The organism is Allobosea sp. GW822-FHT03F07, from assembly GCF_058801345.1.
Genome location: NZ_JBXAND010000001.1, coordinates 1,666,957 through 1,682,395, shown reverse-complemented (window position 1 = coordinate 1,682,395; position 15,439 = coordinate 1,666,957). Strand labels below are relative to the sequence as shown.

At 67.5% G+C, this 15,439-nt stretch carries 18 protein-coding genes; 10 read left to right on the top strand and 8 right to left on the bottom strand.

Annotated elements, in window-relative coordinates; all coding sequences use genetic code 11:
* Positions 1-33: 33 nt before the first annotated feature.
* The gene (locus AC1RMY_RS08080) at positions 34-855 is read right to left on the bottom strand and encodes a rhomboid family intramembrane serine protease (RefSeq protein WP_492863433.1); all 822 of its coding nucleotides are present in this window, start codon (positions 853-855) and stop codon (positions 34-36) included.
* Positions 856-1,274: 419 nt separating this feature from the next.
* Here AC1RMY_RS08080 and AC1RMY_RS08075 point away from each other — a divergent pair, with 419 nt between their 5' ends.
* The 4 genes from AC1RMY_RS08075 to AC1RMY_RS08060 all read left to right on the top strand — a co-directional run bounded on the left by AC1RMY_RS08075 (position 1,275) and on the right by AC1RMY_RS08060 (position 4,162).
* Complete coding sequence (locus AC1RMY_RS08075; RefSeq protein ID WP_492863432.1) at positions 1,275-1,847, top strand: PAS domain-containing protein; 573 nt, start codon at positions 1,275-1,277, stop codon at positions 1,845-1,847.
* Positions 1,848-1,909: 62 nt separating this feature from the next.
* Positions 1,910-2,524 carry a PilZ domain-containing protein gene (locus AC1RMY_RS08070; RefSeq protein WP_492863431.1) on the top strand — a complete coding sequence of 205 codons (615 nt, stop codon included), beginning with the start codon at positions 1,910-1,912 and terminating at the stop codon, positions 2,522-2,524.
* 96 nt (positions 2,525-2,620) lie between these two features.
* A complete protein-coding gene (locus AC1RMY_RS08065; RefSeq protein WP_492863430.1) occupies positions 2,621-3,331 on the top strand; it encodes an HAD hydrolase-like protein in 711 nt (236 codons plus the stop codon).
* 195 nt (positions 3,332-3,526) lie between these two features.
* The gene (locus AC1RMY_RS08060) at positions 3,527-4,162 is read left to right on the top strand and encodes a transglutaminase-like cysteine peptidase (RefSeq protein ID WP_492863429.1); all 636 of its coding nucleotides are present in this window, start codon (positions 3,527-3,529) and stop codon (positions 4,160-4,162) included.
* 207 nt (positions 4,163-4,369) lie between these two features.
* Here the strand turns inward: AC1RMY_RS08060 and AC1RMY_RS08055 are convergent, their stop codons facing one another.
* Both AC1RMY_RS08055 and AC1RMY_RS08050 read right to left on the bottom strand, forming a co-directional pair.
* Entirely contained in the window at positions 4,370-4,900 is a 531-nt protein-coding gene (locus tag AC1RMY_RS08055; RefSeq protein ID WP_492863428.1) for a gamma carbonic anhydrase family protein, read from the bottom strand.
* 59 nt (positions 4,901-4,959) lie between these two features.
* A complete protein-coding gene (locus AC1RMY_RS08050; RefSeq protein WP_492863427.1) occupies positions 4,960-5,286 on the bottom strand; it encodes a DUF6949 family protein in 327 nt (108 codons plus the stop codon).
* Positions 5,287-5,465: 179 nt separating this feature from the next.
* Here AC1RMY_RS08050 and AC1RMY_RS08045 point away from each other — a divergent pair, with 179 nt between their 5' ends.
* Entirely contained in the window at positions 5,466-6,212 is a 747-nt protein-coding gene (locus tag AC1RMY_RS08045) for a hypothetical protein (RefSeq protein ID WP_492863426.1), read from the top strand.
* A 133-nt stretch (positions 6,213-6,345) separates the two neighbouring features.
* Here the strand turns inward: AC1RMY_RS08045 and AC1RMY_RS08040 are convergent, their stop codons facing one another.
* Positions 6,346-6,558, bottom strand: a complete 213-nt coding sequence (locus AC1RMY_RS08040) for a DUF3126 family protein (protein WP_492863425.1) — start codon at positions 6,556-6,558, stop codon at positions 6,346-6,348.
* Positions 6,559-6,758: 200 nt separating this feature from the next.
* Here AC1RMY_RS08040 and AC1RMY_RS08035 point away from each other — a divergent pair, with 200 nt between their 5' ends.
* Entirely contained in the window at positions 6,759-8,129 is a 1,371-nt protein-coding gene (locus tag AC1RMY_RS08035) for a serine hydrolase domain-containing protein (protein ID WP_492863424.1), read from the top strand.
* Between the two features lie 48 nt (positions 8,130-8,177).
* Here AC1RMY_RS08035 and cysE read toward each other — a convergent pair whose 3' ends face one another.
* Complete coding sequence (cysE, locus tag AC1RMY_RS08030) at positions 8,178-9,026, bottom strand: serine O-acetyltransferase (protein WP_492863423.1); 849 nt, start codon at positions 9,024-9,026, stop codon at positions 8,178-8,180.
* Positions 9,027-9,214: 188 nt separating this feature from the next.
* A complete protein-coding gene (locus AC1RMY_RS08025; protein ID WP_492863422.1) occupies positions 9,215-9,982 on the bottom strand; it encodes an alpha/beta fold hydrolase in 768 nt (255 codons plus the stop codon).
* 130 nt (positions 9,983-10,112) lie between these two features.
* Here AC1RMY_RS08025 and AC1RMY_RS08020 point away from each other — a divergent pair, with 130 nt between their 5' ends.
* The 4 genes from AC1RMY_RS08020 (at position 10,113) to AC1RMY_RS08005 (ending at position 13,113) form a co-directional block, all read left to right on the top strand.
* A complete protein-coding gene (locus tag AC1RMY_RS08020; protein ID WP_492863421.1) occupies positions 10,113-11,096 on the top strand; it encodes an acetyltransferase domain-containing protein in 984 nt (327 codons plus the stop codon).
* Between the two features lie 73 nt (positions 11,097-11,169).
* Positions 11,170-11,421 carry a zinc-finger domain-containing protein gene (locus tag AC1RMY_RS08015; protein WP_492863420.1) on the top strand — a complete coding sequence of 84 codons (252 nt, stop codon included), beginning with the start codon at positions 11,170-11,172 and terminating at the stop codon, positions 11,419-11,421.
* A gap of 108 nt (positions 11,422-11,529) precedes the next feature.
* Positions 11,530-12,708 (top strand): FAD-dependent monooxygenase, encoded by a 1,179-nt coding sequence (locus AC1RMY_RS08010; RefSeq protein ID WP_492863419.1) that lies wholly within the window; start codon positions 11,530-11,532, stop codon positions 12,706-12,708.
* Between the two features lie 87 nt (positions 12,709-12,795).
* A complete protein-coding gene (locus AC1RMY_RS08005; protein WP_492863418.1) occupies positions 12,796-13,113 on the top strand; it encodes a hypothetical protein in 318 nt (105 codons plus the stop codon).
* Here the strand turns inward: AC1RMY_RS08005 and chrA are convergent, their stop codons facing one another.
* Both chrA and AC1RMY_RS07995 read right to left on the bottom strand, forming a co-directional pair.
* Positions 13,114-14,508, bottom strand: coding sequence for a chromate efflux transporter (gene chrA / locus AC1RMY_RS08000; protein WP_492863417.1), 1,395 nt, complete (start codon positions 14,506-14,508; stop codon positions 13,114-13,116). It lies immediately after the preceding gene.
* 11 nt (positions 14,509-14,519) lie between these two features.
* A complete protein-coding gene (locus AC1RMY_RS07995; protein ID WP_492863416.1) occupies positions 14,520-15,338 on the bottom strand; it encodes a chromate resistance protein ChrB domain-containing protein in 819 nt (272 codons plus the stop codon).
* Between the last annotated feature and the right edge of the window lie 101 nt (positions 15,339-15,439).

The window sequence follows — 15,439 nt, the reverse complement described above, 5'->3', positions numbered from 1 at the left end:
AACGGCGCAGGCAAGGTGCCCGGCAGGCTGCCCTCAACGCCGAAGCGCTCCCCTGTCGAGCAAGGGAAACAGCAGCAGCCCGACGAGGAAGCCGCCGATATGGGCCTCCCAGGCGATGCTGGTCTCCTCGCCCAGGATCGGCACGAGCCCGGATCCGAACAGGATATTCGTCGCGAACCAGATCACGATGAACAGCATGGCGCGCGAGTTGCGCCAGAGCTGCCCCATCGGCTCGGCGGGAATGGCGCGCACGACCGCGTCGTCGGCGAGCGAGCCGAAGCGCAGGCCAGGTGCGAAGACGAAGCGGATCGCCGCCGCCGTCGCGCCCGACACCGCCGCGGACGCGCCGACCAGCGGCAGCACGTCGAGCTCGCGCGAGAACCAGTGCAGCAGCGCGCCGCCGATGGTCGAAAGCCCCATCAGGCTCAGGAAGCGCCCACTGCCGAGCCGGCGCGCCACCGGACTGCCAAAGGCCGCGAGCCAGACGAGATTGGTGATCAGGTGCAGCCAGGAGCCGTGCAGCAGCCCGTAGCTCAGCAGTGTCCAAAGCCTGGGGCCGCCATCGGCGAGCATCAGCCGGACGAGTTGCAGCCGGTCCGCCAGATCCTGCCCCGCGCTCGAGGCCGCGACCGCGCTCACCATCTCGTCCAGGCGGTCGGGCGCGAGCCAGAGGCTCAGCCGCGCCGGCACGAAGGCGAACCACGACATCAGGACATAGTCGTCATAGTCCGAGAGCAGCGACCGGCCGCCCTGAATCAGCCCCAGCACGACGATCAGCCACACGACGGCGGTCGGCAGGTTGAGGACGGGCTCGCCTGGCGGCGGCGAAGGCTGGCTGGGAGGGGTGTAGGACATGCGCCGCAACCCTTGCCGAAGCCGCCGCCCGTGGCAAGCGGCGGCGCTGCGCGCCCCGCATATGAAAAAAGGGGAGCAGCCTTGCGGCACTCCCCTTTTTCCCGGCTGAGCGGGCGCCCCGATACGCAACTCGGAACGCCGCGGTCACATCCCCGCCGGCCCCTTCGGACGCGGGCTCAACGCCCGCGAATTGCAGTCAATTTGATAAGCATTTTAACCGGTTATCCACAATCTCAAGACCTTGTTAACCTTAACGCACCGTTCACCCGAACAGCCCGCCGGGAGCATGGCAAGACGGCACGACGCCTGCGTCCTTCACCGCCAGAAGGATCGATTCGTCCCTCCTCCAGACGCTTCTGCACCATTACGGGACGCAGGACTTCGGCGGAAGGCGACGGCGGGCAGCATTGGGTACCGGAATGAAAAACACGAGCACGCGCCTGGTTTTCGACTACTGGGACGCTCTTCGGGGCGAACGGGCGGCACCGGAGCGTGGCGAAATCGAGCCGGGCGCGCTGCGTCACGCACTGGCCGATACCTTCATCCTGGAGAATGAACCAATCGGACCTGTCTTCAGGCTTGCGGGCACGCGGCTCTGCGCCCTCCTCGGCCATGAATTGCGCGGGCGGGCCTTCACGGCGCTCTGGCCCGACGTCGAATCCCAGGCCGAGATGCGCCGCCTCGCGCAAACCGTGATGGACGAGACCGCTGGCGCGGTCGCGGGCCTCGCTGGCGAGACGCAGAGCGGAGCCCCTGTCTATCTGGAGCTGCTGCTGTTGCCGCTGCGCTATCGCGGCCGCACCCATGCACGCCTGTTGGGCTCGCTCTCGGCCGCCACCACGCCGGAATGGCTCGGCCTCGATACGCTGGAGTCGATGCGCATGATCTCGCTGCGCATGCTCTGGCCGGGCGTCGGCCTGCGCCAGCAGCCACCGCCTCCCATGCGATCTCACCCGCCGAAATTGATGGTCCTGCCGGGAGGCCGGGCCTGAAAGGCTAACCGCGCGTTAACCAGAGCGCTCATAGGATCGGCCCGAAATCAGGCTGACCTTTGATGTTGAGCGCACTCCAGACGTCCCGGACGGCTCCACGCACTGCCGAGCGCAGGCGGCATCATCGTATGAAGGTCGTCCTGCTGGGCCGTTACATGCTGCCCAACCGCATGGAATACCCCTGCCAGACGATCGACATCTCCCCCGGCGGCGTCCATCTCGCCGCGCCGGCGCGGGCCAACCCGGGCGATCGCGTCATCGTCTATCTCGAACATCTCGGCCGCATCGAAGGCACCTGCGTGCGCACGACGATGGAAGGCTTCGCGATGACCATCACCGCGACCAGCCGCAAGCGCGAGAAATTCACGGCGCAGCTGACCTGGCTCGCCAATCGCGAGGAGCTCGGCCTGCCCGAGGACCGTCGCCACGAACGCATCGTTCCGCGCAATCCGCGCGCCGTCGTCACGATGGACGACGGCTCCGAGCATGTCGTGCGGCTCATCGATATCTCGCTGTCGGGCACGGCGTTCACGACCGATCTCGATTTGCCGATGAACACGCCGCTGCGCATCGGCTCGACGCCGGCCAAGATCGTGCGGCGCTTCGACGGCGGCTTCGCCGCCGAATTCCGCTTCCCGCTCTCGGCCGATCTGCTCGACGAGAACCTGGAACTCTGAGCCCCCGGGCCACACGCGATCGCTCGCTCCTCCCGCCGCGCGCGTCCACAGGCCGCGCTTGCGCGGACGGCCGGCTCCCGCCATAGCCAGCTCATCATGACGCTGCGAATGCCGGGCATGCCCTACAAGCTGATCATCTTCGATTTCGACGGAACGCTGGCCGACACCTTCCCCTGGTTCGCGAGCGTCCTGAACGACGTCGCCGATCGCTACCGCTTCCGGCGCATCGAACCCGACGAAGTCGAGGGGTTGCGCGGGCACAGCGCGCGCCAGCTCATCGACCATCTCGGCGTCTCCAGATGGAAGCTGCCCTTCATCGCCCGCCACATGCGCCGTCTGGCGGCCAGCGATGTCCAGTCGGTCACCATCTTTCCCGGGATCGAGGCCATGTTGCGCCAGCTCAGGCGGCAGGGCTTGGTGCTCGCCATCGTCAGCTCGAATACCGAAAGCAATATCCGCCGCGCGCTCGGTGACGACATGGCGGCCATGTTCACGCATTTCGCCTGCGGCGCCGGGCTGTTCGGCAAGGCGGCGAAGTTCCGTCAACTCGCCAGGGTGGCCGGGATCGAGCATGGGCAGTGCCTCTGCATCGGAGACGAGATCAGGGACTTCGAGGCGGCGAGCGAGGCCGGCATGGCCTTCGGCGCCGTCGGCTGGGGCTTCACGAGCGCCCGCGCCCTGCAGGCGCTCGAGCCGGCCTTCATGTTCTCGCACCCCGATGACATCGGCGCGCAATTGCTCGGTGGCGCCGCGCCGGTCTCACAGGCGGCGCCGGGGCATGCCGCTGCGATACGGTTAATCAATTGATCTCCCGGACGGTCCGATAATTAACGGCCGATGAATTCAGCGCGGGGATTTATTACAACCCCATTCTCCGACGATTTATACTAAGGTGTATTGTCAGCATCGTTCGGCGAATTCGCTACAATTGTTCGGTTTCATTTCAAGCCAAATCCATGAGCCGGCGGCATCGTCCTCCCCAGGGACAGGAGAGGGGACGATATGCCTTCACATTACCGCAGCCTCATGGGTACGGCGCTGGCGCTCGCGCTGATCGCCGGCAGCGCCTCGGTCGCTCAGGCACAGCAGGCCAGCGCCGGAATTCCCGTGGCCAGCGCGCCGGCCAACGCCTCGGGCGACGCCAGGGCGCCCTACGCCTGGACGGATTTCTGCAAGCGCAGCCCGGCCGAATGCCGCGTCAACCTCAATGAAGAAGAGCGCGTCGAGATGACGCCGAAGCTCTGGAAGGCTCTCGTGACGCTGAACTCGCGCATCAATCGCGAGATCGAAGCGGTGACCGACGAGGATCACTGGGGCGTCGTCGATCGCTGGGACCTGCCCGAGGACGGCAAGGGCGATTGCGAGGATTTCGCGCTGCTGAAGCGCAAGCGCCTCGCCGAGATCGGCGTGCCGCGCCGCGCCATGCCGATGACGGTCGTCATCGACGAGGAGAATGCCGGCCACGCCGTGCTGATGGTCCGTACCGATCGCGGCGACTTCATCCTCGACAACAAGCGCAACGCCGTCCTGCCCTGGAACCAGACCGGCTACGTCTACGTCAAGCGCGAGTCGCAACTGCGGACGGGCTGGACCTCGCTCGGCGGCGCACAGACATCGACGGTCGCCTCGGTTCGCTGAGGCTGCCGCAGCACGACCGCATCGTCCGGGGACTGGCGATCGGCAAGACGAGATCGACAAAGCGAGATCGGAGGGGGCGATGCCCTCTTCGCATGGACGGCGAGACTTGGTCACGTCCCCACCCACCCGTCCCCAGGCCGGGTTTCGCCATAGGGCCGGCCTCCTTCCCCGGGGGGCCGGCCCGCTCTGCTTTCAGGGCCTGGCGCCTCAGTCCAGCCGGACCATGCCTGCTGCGAACTGCTTCCAGCGCGCGACATAGCCGCGTGCCGAAGCCGTGATGCCCGCGGCAGCCGCCTCGTCGAGCGTCCGGATCGCGCGCGCGGGCGAACCGACGATCAGCGAGTTGTCCGGGAACTCCTTGCCTTCGGTGACCAGCGCATTGGCGCCGACGAGGCTGTTGCGGCCGATCTTCGCCCCGTTCAGCACGGTCGCGCCCATGCCGATCAGGCTGTTCTCGCCAATGATGCAGCCATGCAGGATCGCGCGATGACCGATCGTGCAGCCCTCCCCGACCACCAGCGGTGAGCCCATGTCGGTGTGCAGCACACAGCCTTCCTGGATATTGCTGTCGGCGCGGATCTCGATCCACTCATTGTCGCCGCGCAGCACGGCACCGAACCAGATGCCGACACCGGCGCCGATGCGGACCTTGCCGATGAGATGGGCATCCGGCGCCAGCCACCACTGTCCGACGGGAGGCGTCTCGGGCTTCAGTCCATCGAGCGAATAGAGCGGCATGTCGTCATCCTCCGGCGCAGGCGAACGCGCTCAGGAGTGACGGTGTCGCAGCCTCGCCGTCAAGAGCCGAGCAAATGCAGCAGATCGAGCACGACGCGGCCGCTGGCGATGCTCCAGACCGAGGCGATCATGCTCGCCAGCATCACGAACATAAGCGGCCTGCCCTCGATCCGGCGGCCGCGCACGGTGTTGCGCACGATCAGGAAGGGTGCGCTGAAGACAACGACCGGCACGCTCGCCACCGCGAACAGCCCGCCCGCCTGGAGCAGGCGGAAATCGGCGCGCTGCGCCGTGAACAACTCGAAGGCGCTGGCGAGCAGACCCGCAAAGGCGTAGCCGATGACCAGCGATTGAAGCGCCTCGAGCGCGGCAGGTTCGATCGTCAAGGATTTCAGGCTCCCGCGGGCGATAGCGCCGGACCCTGCCGCATGGTTTACGAAGTGTGAAGGAAAGTCTTAAGCGATGGTTAACGCCCATCGCCCGTGCAACCGCCGACCCGGCATGGTTTACGGCGCGTTAACGCGCTGATGCTTCAGTGGAGACAGTATCTCCGAAGGCGCTGCCCGTGACCGCATATCATCCCCAGGATCCCGTCGCCGAGCAGGCCTCGCAGAGCCTGCCGCCCCATCCCGGAACAGGCCTCACGCATCTCGTACGCTCGCGCCTGAAGCGCCCGCCTCCGCCCCTGCCGCGCGCCGATGCAGCGCTGTTCAAGGCGGCCTTCGCGATCATGTTCGCCGGCGCCCTCGCCTCCGGCCTGGCGCTTTACCTGACGCATCGCGAGGACGAGCGCGAAACCGCGATCCAGCCGGCGCGGATCGGCTCGATCGCCCTGATGGTGCCGCAGAACCTGACCGGCGTGGAGCCCGATGATTCGAGCCGGCTGGTCGGTATGGTGCGCCTGCGGCTGGACTGGCCGAGCCTCGGCCCGGCCCGGGCCGACAACCGCCAGCGGCTTCTGGTGACCCTGGCCCCGCAGGACAAGGTCAACGAGCCGCAGACGCAATTGTCGGTCTATGCGCGCTTCCTGACGCCGACCGTCTGGTCGAATCCCGGCGGGCTCGTCGTACGCGGCTTCCGCAAGGGGTCGCCCTATGAGGGCGACGAACTCTATGTCTCGGTCCCCGACGGTCGCGGCTTCGCCGCGCGCTGCCCGCTGGAAAACGGCAGGTCCGACCTGGACGAGCCCTGCCGGGTCACGTTCCGCCATCGCGGCATGGATGTGAACATCCGCTTCCCGCGCGCGATCATCGCCGACTGGGAACTGATGCTCGGCGGCATCCGCCACACCATCGACGGGATGATGCGCTGACAGCGGCGCGCCGAGATTTCGGCAGGGTGAGCCGGCTGGCGTGACCGGCGAGAACCGGAGCGGAGCGGACTTGAGTCCGTGAGCACCGGAAGCGCAGGCGGTCGCGTCAGACGGCCGCCCTCGTGAAATCTCGTCAATCTTCGAGATCGACGTCGAGGATCGCCATGGTGAAATTGAACGAGCGGTCGCCGTCCTCGTCGTCGACATGGATGATGCCGATGAATTCGTCGGCCAGATAGACCTCGGCCGAATCGGTCTTCTTCATCCGCGCGCGGACGCTGATCGCATGGTTGGCGAAGGTGCGTCGCAGATAGGTTTCGAGCTTGGCGAGTTCGGTCTTGTCCATGGGACTGGTCCTTTCGAATTGGCCGGACGGATGCCATGGCGCGCCGGTGAGGGCAAGCGAAAGCGGTCCCGGAGCCGTCGAGACCCGAGGATGATGCTGGCGTCGAATGCATCGCTGACAGGTTGTTTGCGGACCTGGGTTCCGGCCCGGCGCCGCCACGGCCATAGTACCGGCCCCGACTCTGATTGTGGATTCCGGCGATGACGCCCTGGCTTGCCCCCGCCCTCGACTATGTCTCCTCCTGGCTCGCTTTCCAGCATCGCCATCAGCAGCAGCCGGGCGTCGCCATCGCGATCGCACAGGGCGGCCGGCTCGTGCTCGAAGCCGCCTTCGGACAGGCCGATCTCGCAACGGGCGAAGCGCTCACGCCGCGCCACGGTTTCCGCATCGCCTCCCATTCCAAGAGCTTCACTGCAGCCGGCCTGCTGAAACTGGCGGAGGCCGGCCGCCTGCGCCTCGACGACCCCGTCGGGACCTATGTGCCGGGCCTGCATCCCGAGATTTCGGCGGCAACGCTGCGCCAGATCGTCTCCAACAGCGCCGGGCTGACCCGCGACGGGCCCGATAGCGGCCAGTTCACCGATCGCCGACCCTATCTCGACAAGGCGACCCTGCTGGCAGACCTCGCTGCACCGCCGCCCCTGCCGGCATCGCAGCGCTTCAAATACTCGAACCATGGCTTCGCGCTGCTCGGCCTCGTCATCGAGGCGGTCACCGGCCGCCCCTATGCCGAATGGATCGCCCAGGAGGTCGTGGCAGCCGCCGGGCTCGAGGAAACCTCGCCGGGCATCGAGGGCTGGGGCGGAAGGCCGATGGCGAAAGGCCATAGTGGACGCCTGCCGCTGGACCGGCGCGTCGTCATTCCCGCCGACAACCCCGGCAATGCGATGGACGCCGCCGCCGGTTTCGTCGCGACGGCGGCCGATGTCGCCCGCTATTTCGCGCAACTCTCGCCGGCCGCCGCCTCCAGCATCCTGTCGCCGCTCTCGCGCCGGGAGATGAGCCGCCGCCACTGGGCCGACGACGAGAGCGTGCTCGGCCGGCATTACGGCCTCGGCACGATCTCCGGCGGCAAAGGCGACTGGCGCTGGTTTGGCCATTCCGGCGGCTTCCAGGGCTTCATCACCCGCACCTGCGTCTTCCCGGAACAGGATTTGACCGTCTCGGTGCTGACGAACTCCATCGACGGCCTGGCACATCCCTGGCTCGACGGCGTCGTCCACATCCTCCAGGGCTTCGAGAAGCATGGCCCCGCCTCCGCCGACCTCGCCGACTGGAGTGGCCGCTGGTGGACCGTTTGGGCCTGCGGCGATCTGGTGGCGATGTCCGGCAAGGTCCTCGTCGCGAACCCGGCCCTGCTCGAACCGTTCCAGGACGCTCCCGAGATTGCCATCGAAGGGAAGGACATCGGGCGCATCGCCAGAGCCTCGGGCTTCAACAGCCCTGGCGAGACGGTGACGCTCAACCGCGGCGCCGACGGCCGCGTCGAATCGGTCAGGCTCGGCGGCGGCCTCGTGGTGACGGAAGAGGCCCTGCGCGCCGAGATGACGGCGCGCTACTTGAAATCGTAACGGCTCTGGAAGACAGCCGGCACGCCGATGCCGGCCGACATAGCTCGCTCAGATATGGGCGCCGGCATCCCCGGACAGGATCTGATCCATCGAGCGCGACGGCTCGGCGCAGCCGGCCTCGCCGACGACCTTGGCCGGAACGCCGGCCACCGTCTTGTTGCGCGGCACGGCCGCGAGCACGACCGAGCCGGCCGCGACCCGGGCGCATTGCCCGATCTCGATGTTGCCGAGGATCTTGGCGCCGGCGCCGATCAGCACGCCCTTGCGGATCTTGGGATGCCGGTCGCCCCCCTGCTTGCCGGTGCCGCCCAGCGTCACGTCCTGCAGCATCGAGACATCGTCCTCGATCACCGTGGTCTCGCCGACGACGAGGCCGGTGGCATGGTCGAGGAAGATGCCCTTGCCGATCTTCGCGGCGGGATTGATATCGGTCTGGAAGACTTCGGAGGACCGGCTCTGCAGATAGAGCGCGAAATCGCGCCGGTCCTGCCGCCAGAGCCAATGCGCCAGCCGGTGGCATTGCAGGGCATGGAAGCCCTTGAAGAAGAGCACCGGCTCGAGCACGCGGTAGCAGGCCGGGTCGCGGTCGAGCACGGCGAGCACGTCGGCGCGCATGCCCTGCGACACGCTCTCGTCGGCGGCAAGCGCTTCACTGAAGGCCTGCTCGATCAGATCGGCGGAAACCGCGGGATGGCCGAGCCGGACCGCGACGCGATGACCGACCGCCGCCTCGAAGCTGGGCTGGTTGAGCACGGAGGCGACGATCAGGCTGCCCAGCGACGGCTCGGCGGCGATCGCGGCCTCGGCTTCGCGCCGCAAGCGCGACCACAAGGGATCGACGAGGTTGAGCCCGGTCGCATGATCGCGCACTTCCGCGACGGAACGCCCTGACGACATGGTTCTTCTCCGAAAAAGGTCGTTCGGCGGAGCGAACACTAGCACTGGATGAGACATCCGCGCCAAAGGTGATTGCAGGGCCGAGTTGAATCAGCGTGGCAGGCGGTGGATTCAGTCTTTGAGCTGCCGTCGACAACACATTGGCGTCGCCCGCTTTTCCATGAAGCTGCTGAGCAGCACGATCTTTCTCACAAACGCGACAGGAAGTCGAGAACCGCCTGCTTGTGGGTCTTGTCACCGACGGCGAGGTTGTGGTCGCGCCCCTCGATCGAGAAGGATTCCGCACCGGGAATCAGCGCCGCGAGCTCAGGTCCGGAGCCCGCGACATCGTCCTTCGTCCCGACGCTGACGAGCGTGGGCACGGCGATGCTGCCGACCTGCGCGACGCTCAACGTCTGGCGCGAGCCCCTGATGCAGGCCGCCAATGCCTTGAGATCGCTCTTCGTCGCATCGGCGAAGGCGCGGAACATGCGCTGCATCGGGTCGGTCAGGACGTCGAGCGAAGGCGCCTCCATCGCATCCGCAATACCCAGCGGCAGGCCGACGCCCTCGACGAGATGGATGCCGAGCCCGCCGAGCATCAGCGCCCTGAGCCGCTGCGGATGCGCCAGCGCCAGATGTGCCGAGATCCGCGCGCCCATCGAGTAGCCCATGACGAAGGCGCGGGGGATGTCGAGATGGTCCATCAGCCGCCGCACATCCTCGGCCATGACATGCGAGGAATAGGCGTCGGGATCGTAGAGCTTCTCGCTCTGGCCATGGCCGCGATTGTCGAGCGCGACGACACGGTAGCCGGCATGGGTCAGCGTCTTCGTCCACTGGGTGTTGACCCAGTTGACCATGTGGCTGGAGCCGAAGCCGTGGACGAGCATGATCGTCTCGTGCCGGGGAACGTCGCCGGTGGGCGCGAGGTCGATGAAGGCGAGTTCGACGCCGTCGGATGAGAAGCTCTGCATGGCGAACCGTCGTGATGGGCGAGGACGAGATGAAGAAGGGCGAGGCCTACCACCTGCCATGCGAAACCTGCGTTGGGTAGCGGCGGCGGCGCAAGCTCCCTATGAAGACCGCCATGAGCCGAATCACGCCATGAGCGACGCCACGCCCTCCGCAAGAGGCTTTCCTCCCCGCTCTCGGCTGGAAATCGTCGATCTGGCGCGCGGCCTCGCCCTATTGGCGATGTTCGTGTTCCATTTCGCCTATGATCTTGCCGATCTCGGGGTGACCGACGTCGACGTCCCCAACGAACCGGGCTGGCGCCTTTTCGCGCGGCTGATCGCCGGATCCTTCCTGACTCTGGTCGGCGTCAGCCTCGTGCTGGCCACGCGAAACGGCCTCAACCGCGCGTCCTTTCTCAAGCGCCTCGCCATGGTCGCTGGCGCCGCCGCGCTGGTGACGCTCGCCACCTACTTCGCGATGCCCTCGAGCTTCATCTTCTTCGGCATCCTGCATCAGGTCGCGCTGGCGAGCGTGCTGGCACTGCCTTTCCTGCATCTGCCGACGCTCGCCGTTGCTGGGGCGGCGGCGCTCGTCTTCGCCCTGCCCCGCCTCATTGCTCACCCGCTGCTCGACCAGACCTGGCTCGCCTGGCTCGGCTTCTCCAGGGCTCCCATCGTCAGCGCTGACTTCGTGCCGGTCTTCCCCTGGTTCGGCTGCGTGCTCGGCGGCATCGTGCTGGCGCGGCTTGCCCTGCCCCGGCTCGACGGCACCACCTTGGCCGCCTGGCGGGCGAAGCGCCTGCCCGCCCGGCTCGTCGTCTGGGGCGGCCGGCACAGCCTCCTGGTCTATCTCGTCCATCAGCCCGTCTTCATCGGCCTGCTGATGCTCGCCCTGCAGGTCATGCCGATGCGGCCGGCGTCCGAGGAACAGCCCTTCATGCAGTCCTGCCAGCGCAGTTGTTCGCAGGGCGGCTTCAACAGCGACGAGTGCGAGCCGCTCTGCGCCTGCACGGTCGATTCGCTGAAACGCGAGAGCCTCTGGCCCAAGGTCCGAGACAATGTCCTGACCGAGGCCGAGCGGACACGCATGACGGAACTCGCCCAGGCCTGCCGGCCTCCTCAGAAGCCCCGCTGAGACAATCGCGCACTGGCGCGAGGCGGCGCGGCGCGATAGTTTGCGCCGACATCACGAGACACGAGCGACGAACATGGCCGATCACGGCATTCCGCATTTCCACAACGACACCGGCGTCGCCGTCATCCATGTCGGCGCGCATGAGTTCATGTGTATCGGCGCCAAGCCGCCCTTCGACCACCCGCATGTCTATCTCGACATGGGCTCCGACCACGAGATCGTCTGCCCCTATTGCTCGACGCTGTTCAAATACGATCCGTCGCTGAAGGCCGGCGCCTGCTCGCCGCCGGAATGTGCGCATCACGAGACGTCCAAGGCGGCCTGAGAACAGTCCTGCCCGGGACGAGACCGTCCGGTCTGGAACGCCCCCACGGCGCGGGTTGTTGAGGGGCATCCGCGCCCATCCCGAACCGAGTATTGAAGGCGTTTCGCTGTGTCCGCTCCTCATGTCCTGATCGCCGGCGCCGGCATCGGCGGGCTGACGGCAGCCCTGTCCCTGGCGCGCCGCGGCATCTCCGCGACGGTCATCGAGAAACGCACCGGCTTCGGGGAACTCGGCGCCGGGCTCCAGATCAGCCCCAATTCCGGGCGCGTGCTGGACGAGCTGGACCTGACCCTGCCGCTGAAGCGCGTCAGCGTCAGCTCGCATGGCCTGATCGTCCGCCGCTGGAGGGATGGCGCGGAACTGATCGAGATGCCGCAGCATCCCGAGCGCCTGCCGACGCCGTTCCGCATGCTCAAGCGCAACGATCTGCACACCGTGCTGCTCGACGCCGCGCGCGCCATGCCGAACATCCGCCTCATCGTGGGGCGCGCCGTCGAGCAGATCGCCCAGGACGAACACGGCGTCACGGTCACACTCACCGGCCGGAACGGCCATGAGGAGAGCATGCAGGGCCTCGGCCTGATCGGCGCCGACGGCTTGTGGTCGCGTGTCCGCGATCTATCGGGCGACACCTCTCCTCCTGTCTTCACCGGCTACGAGGCCTGGCGTGCGCTTGCGCCCGGCGCCAAGGCCGACAAGCCCCGTGTCAATCTCCATCTCGGCCCCGGCCGCCACATGGTGCATTACGCGGTTGCAGGTGGCCGGGAGACCAATGTCGTCGTGATCAGGCCGACGAAGCAGGCCCGCGAGGGCTGGTCGCGCGACGGCGAATCCGGGATTGTGACCGAGCATGTCGCCGGCGGCTCGCAGGCGCTGCGCGAGCTCGTGGCTTCCGCGAGCGGCTGGCAGGTCTGGTCTCTGTTCGACCGCAAGCCGGCCGTGATGGCGAAGGGGCGCATCGCTCTGCTGGGCGACGCCGCCCATCCCGTCCTGCCCTTCCTCGCCCAGGGTGCCTCGCTCGCGATCGAGGATGCGGCGGTGCTCACCCGCCTGCTGGCGCAAACGCTTCAGGCCGACGGGCCAACCGGCGTCCCGGCCGCAATGGCGGCCTACGCCGCAGCGCGATCGGCCCGGGCAGCGCGCGTCCAGGAAGCCAGCCGGAGCAATGGCCGAACCTACCATCTCGGCTGGCCCTGGAGCAGCGGTCGCGACATCGCCCTGCGGCACATGGGGGCGGACGGGCTGCGCAAGCGCTATGGCTGGCTGTACGACTGGCGTGACGCATGAAAATGCGGACGGCATGCCCTTGGGTGATCTCGCCTTCGCCGCAATTCGTACCTAGATTCCGATCGCCCTCGATCGGATGAAGGTGTCATGATCCGCGTCAATCTCTACGAGCAGCTCGGTGGCCGCACCACCCGCATGCCACGCTGGGCCGCGTGGCTCGCCATGGCGGCGAGCCTCGTGATCGGCGTCGTGCTGTTCCTGATCGCCGCGAGCCTTGCCCTGATCCTGATCCCGGTGGTCGCGGTTGCAGGCGCGATCGCGGTCTGGCGGCTGCGCGCCCGGATGAAGGCGGCCGGCATCGACCCGTCCGCGCCTTTTCCGCAGCCGCGCGGACAGGCCGGCCATGTCGAGATCTTGGACGCCGAATACCGCATCATCGACCAGGGCGAGCCACCCCGCCGCTGATCAGGGCGAAAGCCGCGTCAGCATGATGCCCGCCGCGGCGCAGGCAGCCAGGGTCGGGATCATCCCCGTCTTGAAGCGCAACATCGCGACCATCGCTGCGGCCGAGAGCAGCGCCGCCCGCCAGTCGAGCGAGGCCAGGACCGGCCAGTCCGGCGACAAGCCAAGGAACTCCACCGCCTGCACTTGTCTGAACAGCACATGGAGCCCGAACCAGAGCGCGAGGTTCGTGATCACGCCGACCACCGCCGCCGTGATCGCCCCCAGCGCCGCCGAGAGCGCCCGGTTGCCCCGTAGCGCCTCGACATAAGGGCCACCGAGGAAGATCCAGAAGAAGCAGGGCGCGAAGGTGACCCACAGCGTCAGCAGGGCTCCGAGGCTTCCCGCCAGCAAGGGCGGCAGATCGCCCGGCGCACGAAAGCCGGCCAGGAAGCCGACGAACTGCAGCACCAGGATCAGCGGCCCCGGCGTGGTCTCGGCAAGGCCGAGCCCGTCGATCATCTCGCCCGCGCGCAGCCAGCCATGGGTTTCGACCGCCGCCTGGGCGACATAGGCGAGCACCGCATAGGCGCCGCCGAAGGTCACCACCGCCATCGTGCTGAAGAAGCGGCCGAGCTGCGTCCAGACGCTGCCGCCACCGGTCCAGAGCCAGAGCAGCAGCACCGGGCCGAGCCAGAGTGGCAGCCAGATCGCCATCGTCCGCAGCGCCTTGCCGCGCGACGGCCGCACATGATCGAGCTCACCGCGGGCGAACAGCACGTCGACGATGCCCGTCACGTCCGGGCCGGCCTTGCCATGGCCGGACTGAGCCCCGAACAAGCGCGGCGCAAACCGATGCCCGACCCAGCCGATGATGCCGGCCGCCAGGATGATCGCCGGAAACGGCGCCTTGAACAGGAAGATCGCCACGAAGGCGGCGACAGCGATCGCCACCATCGCCCGGTTCTTGAGCGCGCGCCGACTGATCCTCAGGCCCGCCTCGATGACCACGGCGAGCACTGCCGCCTTGACCCCGAAGAAGAGCCCATCGACCAGCGGCACATGCCGGTAGAGCACATAAAGGACGCTCAGGCCCAGCATCACCGCGGCGCCGGGCAGGATGAAGAGCAGCCCTGCGATGAGCCCGCCGATGGTCCGGTGCATCAGCCAGCCGATATAGACGGCGAGTTGCTGCGCCTCCGGGCCTGGCAGCAGCATGCAGTAGTTGAGAGCGTGCAGGAAACGCTCCTCGCCGATCCAGCGCCGCTCCTCCACCAGTTCCTTGTGCATCAAGGCGATCTGCCCCGCCGGCCCGCCGAAGGAGAGCAGGCCGATCCGCGCCCAGACGCGCGTCGTCTCGGACAGCGTCGGCAGTGTCGCGGGAGCCTCAAAGCCCCTGTCGTTCGTGATGGTCGTCATCGCGGCGGCCTTCAAACAGGAGCCGGCCCGGCGGGCCAGTTATGGGTTTCCTCGCTCGCATCGCGGCACCAGCGATAGAAGGCGTCATAAAGCAGCATGCCGGCCTCCAACTGCGCGAGATCGTCCCTGAACATGCGCGACAGCCCCAGCGACGCTGCCAGCAGCCCAGCGGCCTGGGGCGCGTTGTCGAGCGTCGCCGTATCGGCTGCTCGCACGATTGCGGCCAGCTTGTCGAGCGCCGGGCTCGCAAGCCCGAACTCCTCGATCATGATGTCGAAGGTGCAGCGCTCGCCCCGATGGCTCCAGAACACGCCGTCGATGTCGAACGGCGTCGCGTCGAAGCGCTCCGCCACCGCCGCCACTTCAGAGGGCGACACGAACAGGAACACGGCCTCGCGATCGACGAAGCGCCGGATCAGCCACGGGCAGGCGATCCGGTCGACCTTCGGCCGTGTCCGCGTGACCCAGACGGTGCGGCCGGACGCATCACGCGGCGGCAGCCTTTCGCTGCGAACGAGCGTACCGCCCGCATCGCGCCAGGCCTCGAAGCCGCCGGCGAGGTTCTCGGCGGCGACGCCATGATGGCGCAGCCAGCCCGCCACGCCTTCGCTGAGTTTCAGGCCGCGCTGGCAGGCTATCACGACGCGCCGGCCGGCATAGGCCGAAGCCCAGGCCGGGACATCGGCATGGGACCGCTTCTCCGAGGCCGGCAGCAGGCGCGGATCGGCCGCGACATCCTCCGGGATTCGGACATCGACGAGGACCGGAGCGTCGGGCAGGCCGACGAGCCGGGACAATTGGGCAGCGTTGATCGAGATGTTGGAAGACATGAGCGTCCATCCTGAAGCCGAGGATAATGGACGCGAGCCTTGGGCCGAAGCCTCACGGGGTCGTCGCGATTGAACCCCTTGGCGAGGATTAGATCACGATG

Coding starts and splice junctions, on each gene's coding strand:
- AC1RMY_RS08080 (WP_492863433.1), bottom strand. CDS start 855: ATGTCCTACACCCCTCCCAGCCAGCCTTCGCCGCCGCCAGGCGAGCCC.
- AC1RMY_RS08075 (WP_492863432.1), top strand. CDS start 1,275: ATGAAAAACACGAGCACGCGCCTGGTTTTCGACTACTGGGACGCTCTT.
- AC1RMY_RS08070 (WP_492863431.1), top strand. CDS start 1,910: ATGTTGAGCGCACTCCAGACGTCCCGGACGGCTCCACGCACTGCCGAG.
- AC1RMY_RS08065 (WP_492863430.1), top strand. CDS start 2,621: ATGACGCTGCGAATGCCGGGCATGCCCTACAAGCTGATCATCTTCGAT.
- AC1RMY_RS08060 (WP_492863429.1), top strand. CDS start 3,527: ATGCCTTCACATTACCGCAGCCTCATGGGTACGGCGCTGGCGCTCGCG.
- AC1RMY_RS08055 (WP_492863428.1), bottom strand. CDS start 4,900: ATGCCGCTCTATTCGCTCGATGGACTGAAGCCCGAGACGCCTCCCGTC.
- AC1RMY_RS08040 (WP_492863425.1), bottom strand. CDS start 6,558: ATGGACAAGACCGAACTCGCCAAGCTCGAAACCTATCTGCGACGCACC.
- AC1RMY_RS08035 (WP_492863424.1), top strand. CDS start 6,759: ATGACGCCCTGGCTTGCCCCCGCCCTCGACTATGTCTCCTCCTGGCTC.
- cysE (WP_492863423.1), bottom strand. CDS start 9,026: ATGTCGTCAGGGCGTTCCGTCGCGGAAGTGCGCGATCATGCGACCGGG.
- AC1RMY_RS08025 (WP_492863422.1), bottom strand. CDS start 9,982: ATGCAGAGCTTCTCATCCGACGGCGTCGAACTCGCCTTCATCGACCTC.
- AC1RMY_RS08020 (WP_492863421.1), top strand. CDS start 10,113: ATGAGCGACGCCACGCCCTCCGCAAGAGGCTTTCCTCCCCGCTCTCGG.
- AC1RMY_RS08015 (WP_492863420.1), top strand. CDS start 11,170: ATGGCCGATCACGGCATTCCGCATTTCCACAACGACACCGGCGTCGCC.
- AC1RMY_RS08005 (WP_492863418.1), top strand. CDS start 12,796: ATGATCCGCGTCAATCTCTACGAGCAGCTCGGTGGCCGCACCACCCGC.
- chrA (WP_492863417.1), bottom strand. CDS start 14,508: ATGACGACCATCACGAACGACAGGGGCTTTGAGGCTCCCGCGACACTG.
- AC1RMY_RS07995 (WP_492863416.1), bottom strand. CDS start 15,338: ATGTCTTCCAACATCTCGATCAACGCTGCCCAATTGTCCCGGCTCGTC.